Genomic DNA, 7,511 nt, shown 5'->3' with positions numbered 1-7,511 from the left:
CCCCATTCACGATCAATGGGAATTGGGAATGTTAGTCCGATGCTTATTCAATCATTCAACCAATCAACAATTCAACAATTCAACGGTTTTGTTTCTTCACCCCGCACAAAAATTTTCGCATCCCGCTAAGCGGGATTATAAGTTTTGAAGGAAGTATTCTAATCAAAAATGCAATTAAGAGACTATTCAACGTGTTGAGTAGCCCAACGCCTTCTTTGCTTTTGAAATAAGTATTCCCGGACGCAAATTTTCCCTCCCTGTTTTTATTGCTTTGCATTTTAATAATCTTTATTTTTCTGCTTTGCAAAAATGAATTGGACAGGTATTGGATGAACAAAGCAGGGGCTTTTAATCTACTGGATCCCCATTTGCTATCGAAAATAGGCAACCTGGAATTGATTGCCCGGGCTGTGGTCGAAGGTTTTATTACGGGTTTACACAAAAGTCCTTTTCACGGATTCAGTGTAGAATTTTCGCAGCATCGACCATACATGGCGGGCGATAGTCTGCGTTTTGTGGACTGGAAGGTCTATGCCCGAACCGATCGCTTTTACATCAAGCAATTCGAAGAGGAAACCAATCTTCGCTGCTACCTTTTGCTCGATAGTTCAAAATCCATGCAATTCAGCAGTAAAGGACTTAGCAAGTGGCAGTACGCTACCTTCCTGGCCGCCGGATTAACCTATTTGTTGCTGCGCCAGCGAGATGCCACAGGTCTGGTGTTATTTGATGAAAAAATCAGATTGCAGATGCCACCGCGTTCCCGGGCTTCCTACCTGCGCCAGATTCTAAAACAATTACAGGAAGCCAAAGCGGGAAACGATACGCACATTGCGGACGCCCTGCACCAGATTGCAGATCAATTTCGCCGAAGAGGTCTGATCATTCTGATTTCCGACCTACTGGACGATCCCGTACAGGTGATGAAAGGACTGAAGCATTTTCGACATGAACAGCACGAAGTGATCGTGTTTCACGTTCTGGATCGCCAGGAGGTGGAGTTTAACTTCAAGGGGCATGTACTGTTCAAAGACCTGGAAAGCGGAGAAAAGATAAAAACTCAGCCCTTTATGCTCAAAGAGCAATATCGGCAGCGCATGCAATCTTTTTTGCGTACCTATCAGATTGAGAGCAGTAAAAATAACATTGAATATCAGCTCATTTTAAGCGACGAACCATTAACCATGGCTTTAACTAAATTTTTAAGTAAAAGGAAAAGGTTGTTGTAGATGGACAAAGTAAGACTAACGCAATTAGTCTCTTGCTCTGGTTGAGCCAGTAAAATTCATCCAGAGGTTCTGGATAAAATGATAAGCCCCCTGAAATTCAGGGAGGCGCCCAATTTGTTGGTTGGGCTTCAGACGGGGGATGACGCCAGTGTGTACAAACTGAATGATGAACTGGCTATTGTAAATACACTGGATTTCTTTACCCCCATTGTGGATGATCCTTACATTTTTGGACAGATTGCGGCTGCCAATTCCATTAGCGATGTTTTTGCCATGGGGGGGGAGCCCTTTGTGGCCCTGAATATTCTGGCTGTTCATCAGGGTAAAGTGAAACCGGAAACAGTAAGCAAAATTTTGCAGGGCGGCATCGACAAAGCTGCGGAAATTGGCGTTGTCATTGCCGGCGGCCATTCCATTCAGGATCAGGAAATTAAATACGGATTGGCTGTTACAGGTAAGGTGCATCCAGAAAAGGTCTGGTTTAATAACACCGTACAAAAAGATGATGTGCTGGTGCTCAGTAAACCGATTGGCACCGGTGTGGTGGGTACGGCGATTAAACAGGGCAAATGTGCGGCCAAATTTGAAGAAGAGATTGTGCACAGTATGCGCATTATCAACGCGCTACCGGTAAAGATTGCCCGTGAATTGGAACTGGATGTGCATGCCTGCACGGACGTTACCGGCTTCGGACTTTCGGGCCATCTGCTGGAAATGTTGAGTCAGGACAAGTATTCGGCACTCGTCTTTTTGAATAATATTCCACGCTTTGAGGCGTTTAATCATTATTTTGAAGATTACTCTTTATGGCCGGGCGGACTACACGGCAATCGGCTGTACACCCAGGATGAGATCCTAATGCACAGTGATCCCGGCGAACCGCAATACTGCCATCTGTTCGATCCCCAGACCAATGGCGGGTTGTTAATGGCCATGCCGGAGTCGGAAGCGCGGCGCATGGCGGATAAGGCCAGAGAGATGAAATATCCTTTTGAGTTGAAGATTATCGGTAAAATAGTGGAACGGGCTGAAAAGAAAATTATTCTTGAGGAGTAATAGAAGGTTCGTTTACTTTCTGGAGAAGCAAAATAAACTTTTCCCGTGCTAACTGTTTTAAAAAGAGCACCAGGCGCTCTTTTAAATCGGGCTCGTCTGGAAAGGTCTGAAGTAAAAGATTTAAAATGGCTTGCACCGAATTTTGCCCATCGCAGGCCTGCCACACCTGACTACCCACCGCATCCAATTTAATCTTGAAATAGCGATTTCCGCTGAAGGGCTTCATTATTTTTTTAGCCCATCTGGAAATGTACTTTGGGCGCAAGACAATGACGCGATTCGATTGTTCATCCAGCCGCCAGTCGAACTGACGTACGGGGATTAGTTCGAAAAATTCTTTTTCTTCCATAGATCGACATTTTTCATTGATTGTAAGAAGGCGGGAACAATCCCGCCTTTGTGTTAGAAAATTTATTATTTTTTCGCAGCTTTTAGCGGCACATTGACCAGCAGGTAAATCAATCCCGCAAAAACCAGTAAGCCAACAATGACGCTTGGATGTTCCACGCCCAGAGCGTGGATAGCAAAGTATTTTAAAGAGCTAACTGGCTGACCATTGAACATGCGCTCCACCCCCGAAAGGCGTTCGCCAAGAACAACAAAGGCCAATATGACAGCCATTAAAGCCTCACCGGCAATCAATCCGGAAGAGATCAGAACCCCTTTGTTTTCCGCTTTTACCCGTTCCTCTTCAGAAGCGTTCCGTTTTTTAAGCATGGTATCCATAATCCAGCGAATTACGCCGCCCACAAAGATAGCGGCCGTAGAATGGAAGGGCAGATACATGCCCACAGCAATCAGCATGGGCGAAGGGGAGCTGATCATAATCAGTCCCAGGGCAAAGAACATACCGGCCAGCACCAGGGGCCAGGACATTTCGCCGCCCACAATACCCTTGGACATTAAGGCCATTAATCCGGCCTGTGGCGCAGGTAATTCCGCGCTACCGATGTGGTAAACCTGATCCATGGCAATCATGGGGAAAACCAGCACCAGCGCGGCGACAATCACGCCAATGATTTCCGCGATTTCCATTTTCCAGGGCGTGCCCCCCAGGATATGTCCAACTTTCAAATCCTGGGTCATGTCTCCGGCAATGCCCGCTGAGGTGCAAATGACGCCGGCCACGCCTAACACGGCCAAAACGCCGTGGGTGCCCTTAACACCCAAAAAAACCAGCAGCACGGCAGCGATTAGCAGCGAGCTGAGTGTCAATCCACTGATGGGATTATTGGAACTGCCTACCAGGCCAACAAGATAGCCGGCCACGGCGGCAAAGAGAAAGCCCAGAATAATCAAGATGACCGTAAGAATAAAAGCGCTTACGTAAGATTGAGCGAAATATTCGTACAGAATGAACATGGGAATGGCCAAAGCCGCGATGGAAATGGCCACTTTTTTAAAATCGAGGTCGATTTCCAGGCGGGATACCTCGCCTTTGTGCTCTTTTTTAGCCTGTAAATCACGAATCGCTTTACTAATGCCGGCGATCAAAGAATCTTTTAGATTGTAAAGCGTGTAAAAAGCAGCCACGATCATAGTGCCCACGGCAAAAGGCCGGATCTGTTTTAACCATACCTCTTCGGCAATTTCCAGCCAGGAATGGCCGCTGGAAACAAAGTTGGCCAGCGAGGGATTGGCGAAAATACCCAGGGGAACCAGAACCACCCAACCCATCACGGCGCCGGCGAAGAGGACGGCTGAAACGCGTAATCCAACAATAAATCCCACGCCGGTCAAGGCTGGTGAGGCTGCCGGGGTTTCAAATAAAAATCCGCCGCCATAGGCGGTTTTTTGACCCAATATTTCAATTTTGGATTGGCTGAACTGGAAGAAATCGTGTGTGTAATCTTTGATTAACTGGATGCCGTTGGAATTTTTAAACAATTCCCAGATGGCAGCCAGCCCCATGCTGGCAAATACAGCTCCGGCACCGGTTTGACCGCCCTGACCGGCCTTAACGATTTCGGCTGCGGCTACGCTTTCCGGAAAGGGCAGGTCGGCTTCTTCTACCATGCTGCGCCGAAGAATAGTCACAAACAACACGCCCAGTGTTCCCCCGATGAGCATGATGAGCGTACTTTCAATGTAGTGCAGATGATCCCAGACACCGCTGATTACAAAGGCCGGAATGGTAAAGATGGCGCCGGCTACCAGAGCCTCGCCCACAGAAGCCGTAGTACGGGCGATATTTTCTTCTAAAATATTGCCTTTCATCACACGCAGGGCAGCCATGGCTACTACAGCAGCCGGGAAAGTGGCGGCTACGGTTAAACCGGCTTTCATGCCCAGATAGGCGTTTGCTGCTCCCAGTACAATGGCCATGCCTACACCTAAAATGATGGCTTTGAAGGTGAGTTCGCTTAGTTGTGAATCGGCGGGTACATAAGGTTTGAACGATTGCTTTTCCATAAGAAGAACTCCAAATTTATTGAAACCCCAAAATGCCAAAAGTAAAGTGCAAAATAAATCTTTCTAAAATACGAGTCAAGAAGATTTTGCAGGGCTGCCAGCTAGTCAATCACACAAAAAGGCTCCTTTTCATTCTGCTTTGATTGGACAAAAAATCTACAAAGGTTGTCAAAAATAAGTGGGGAAGGCGTGATGATGTTTGATAGGCAGGTTTTTTTTCTGGGGTGAAATATTCTGGCTTGCTGGTCAGAAAGGCGCATGGAATGATACGTTTTTCATCGTAACAATAATTTTCCTTTTGCAGCCTTTTGCTCAGGGCGCCCGGCCATTTTTAAGATATTTTGTAACCTTGTTAAATCGTCCGGAATCCATTTAAGGGAAAAGGTACACAAAAAATTGATTTTTAATGAATAAGATGTAATATTTAGGAAACCTGATTTACATAGAGTGACTGATGAAAGAAAAAAAGCCATATTACACCATTGGACAGGTTGCGGAGTATTTTGATCTACCCCAATCGGTATTGCGATATTGGGAAACTGTTTTCGACGCACTGAGCCCCATGAAATCGCCGGGGGGGAGTCGGCGGTACAGCGATCGGGACCTCAAAATAATTTCCGAGATTAAGCAATTGCTCTACCAGAGAGGCTTTACCATTAAAGGGGCTAATAAACTGCTCAATCAAAAATATCATATTCAAACGACAAGCGAAGAGGAAAAAAACGGAACCGTTAAAAAAAAGGAACCCAGCGTCAAAGAAACCGTTAAGAGTTCTAATAAGAGCAGAAATCAACAGATATTGAAGCGCGTGATTCATGAATTGAAGGAAATTGTTAAAGGTCTGGAGAACGATGTCGTTAGTTAAAAGGTCAAAATTGGGAAAAAAATGAACCTGAAACATTGTTTTAAATTGTAACATTTCTTATATTGGGTTGAACTAAAATAGGAGGCAGGAATGAGCAACGTTTATAAAATGATTGAAGTCGTTGGAACTTCGAGCGAAAGTTACGAAAAGGCCATTGAGAATGCGATTAAGAAAGCTTCGGAATCCTTAAAAGCCTTAAGCTGGTTTGAAGTGGTTCAACAGCGTGGTTCGGTACGTGACGGAAAAGTTGAAGAGTATCAGGTAATTTTAAAAGTTGGTTTTAAATTATTGGATTAAATTCCGCAGTAGCTAACTAAATAAAAAGGAGTGACCATGGCACTTTATATCACAGAAGATTGTATCGCATGTGATGCATGCTTGCCTGAATGCCCAAACGAGGCCATTAGCGAAGGCGATCCTATTTACGTTATTAATCCCGACCTTTGCACCGAATGTGTCGGTTTCTATGATGAACCTCAATGTGCGGCTGTTTGTCCGACAGACGCCTGTCAGCCCGATCCCAATCATCAGGAGACGGAAGAAGAATTGTTGGAGAAGAAAAAACGCATTCATGGCGAATAAGGATCAAGCAAATACAGAATCAAAAGGCGGTTCGTTTCGGACCGCCTTTTTGATTTAATAGAATTAGCCATCAATCCCTAAGGCAACAAAGCCGTAACCAAAAGTGCTATAAACTTTTTTAATCACAATTATATTTCGCGCAGATTTCGCAGACATAATTTAAACCAACTCTTCAACACGTCCTCGTTAAAACAGCATTAAAAATTTCTCAGGCTAAGGCGCTAGGTCTTTTGAGGGAAGTATTCTAAGGCAGCACAGCCGCAACGTAACTCGAGCTAAAGCTCGAGTTACGTTGGGCTTACGAATGACCTTTAGAATGTGTGCCAATGTTAGGGCCCTTTCTTTCCTTACTTCATTTATTTTTTGTTGACTGACTTTTAATTTTTCTTTAAGTTCCTATTAACTACAAAGGTGGTGACTATGGAGTTGTTAGATCATCTGAAATTACTGGGCTTTACCGTTTACGAAGCCAAAGCGTACATTGCTTTGCTCAAGCAGGCTAATTCTACCGGCTACGAAATTGCCAGGCTGTCGGGAATTCCCGCTTCGAAAATTTATGAAGTGCTTAATAAGCTTCAGGATCGTGAAGTGATTATGGCTCTGGGCAGCGATCCCAAACGCTACATTCCTTTTCCCCCTGATGAAATCCTGAAAAAATTAAAATCAGACTATTTGCACAGCGTTGAGTTCTTGCAGGAAAAACTGACCGAAATTTACCAGAAAGACGCATATGATCAGCATTACATCTGGAATATCTCAGGTGTAGATAATATTTTTAGAAAATTGCGTGAACTAATCTCATCGGCTAAGTCAGAGATATTCATCTCCATCTGGGCCGAAGAGCTGGCTGTGTTGCACGAAGCTTTAAAAAGCAAAGAAGACGAGGGCGTGAAGATTTTTATGGTGCTTTTTGGTCAGTCGCCGTACCAGATCAAAAGGACCTTTCACCACGGCCGTGAGCATGAAATCCGGCAGGAACGAAAAGCCCGTCGGCTGGCTATTGTTGTGGATTCGGCCAGCATGATGATCATCAATTTCAAAGACGACGGCCTGACCACGGCCGCTTACACACTGAATCGCGGGATGGTTTTACTGACCAAAGACTACATTATTCACGATATCTACACCATAAAGATTCAGGAAAAATTTGGCGCAGAAGCCTTTACTATTTTTGAAAAACTAAGCTAATCCAGGTTTAAAACGGAAGGAGAAACGTTGAGAAAACGAACTATTGTAACCTTGCCGGGCGATGGAATTGGCAAAACGGTTTTGCCGGAAGCCATCCGCGTACTGGAAGCCGCCGGCTTTGAGGCCGATTATGTTCATGCCGATATCGGCTGGGAATTCTGGTGTAAGGAAGGCAATCC

Annotated in this window: 8 protein-coding genes; 6 read left to right on the top strand and 2 right to left on the bottom strand. The window is 45.0% G+C overall.

What is annotated here, in order from left to right:
* Positions 1–329 precede the first annotated feature (329 nt).
* Both ACWB0I_RS12430 and selD read left to right on the top strand, forming a co-directional pair.
* Positions 330–1,229 carry a DUF58 domain-containing protein gene (locus ACWB0I_RS12430; RefSeq protein ID WP_479388388.1) on the top strand — a complete coding sequence of 300 codons (900 nt, stop codon included), beginning with the start codon at positions 330–332 and terminating at the stop codon, positions 1,227–1,229.
* A complete protein-coding gene (gene selD, locus ACWB0I_RS12425) occupies positions 1,230–2,285 on the top strand; it encodes a selenide, water dikinase SelD (RefSeq protein ID WP_479388387.1) in 1,056 nt (351 codons plus the stop codon).
* Here the strand turns inward: selD and ACWB0I_RS12420 are convergent.
* Positions 2,269–2,634, bottom strand: a complete 366-nt coding sequence (locus ACWB0I_RS12420; RefSeq protein WP_479388386.1) for a PqqD family protein — start codon at positions 2,632–2,634, stop codon at positions 2,269–2,271. The genes selD and ACWB0I_RS12420 overlap by 17 nt on opposite strands.
* A 65-nt stretch (positions 2,635–2,699) precedes the next feature.
* Entirely contained in the window at positions 2,700–4,697 is a 1,998-nt protein-coding gene (locus ACWB0I_RS12415; RefSeq protein ID WP_479388385.1) for an OPT family oligopeptide transporter, read from the bottom strand.
* 454 nt (positions 4,698–5,151) lie between these two features.
* Between ACWB0I_RS12415 and ACWB0I_RS12410 the strand changes: the two genes are divergently transcribed.
* The 4 genes from ACWB0I_RS12410 to ACWB0I_RS12395 all read left to right on the top strand — a co-directional run bounded on the left by ACWB0I_RS12410 (position 5,152) and on the right by ACWB0I_RS12395 (position 7,332).
* Entirely contained in the window at positions 5,152–5,562 is a 411-nt protein-coding gene (locus ACWB0I_RS12410) for a MerR family transcriptional regulator (protein ID WP_479388384.1), read from the top strand.
* 90 nt (positions 5,563–5,652) lie between these two features.
* A complete protein-coding gene (locus ACWB0I_RS12405; RefSeq protein ID WP_479388383.1) occupies positions 5,653–5,859 on the top strand; it encodes a dodecin in 207 nt (68 codons plus the stop codon).
* 36 nt (positions 5,860–5,895) lie between these two features.
* The gene (locus ACWB0I_RS12400) at positions 5,896–6,144 is read left to right on the top strand and encodes a YfhL family 4Fe-4S dicluster ferredoxin (RefSeq protein ID WP_479388382.1); all 249 of its coding nucleotides are present in this window, start codon (positions 5,896–5,898) and stop codon (positions 6,142–6,144) included.
* 420 nt (positions 6,145–6,564) lie between these two features.
* Complete coding sequence (locus ACWB0I_RS12395; protein ID WP_479388381.1) at positions 6,565–7,332, top strand: TrmB family transcriptional regulator; 768 nt, start codon at positions 6,565–6,567, stop codon at positions 7,330–7,332.
* Positions 7,333–7,511 lie beyond the last annotated feature (179 nt).

The sequence above is a fragment of the Caldithrix sp. genome (assembly GCF_056497305.1).
Note: the sequence above shows the minus strand (reverse complement) of the source record. Positions and strands in the feature narration are given on the sequence as shown.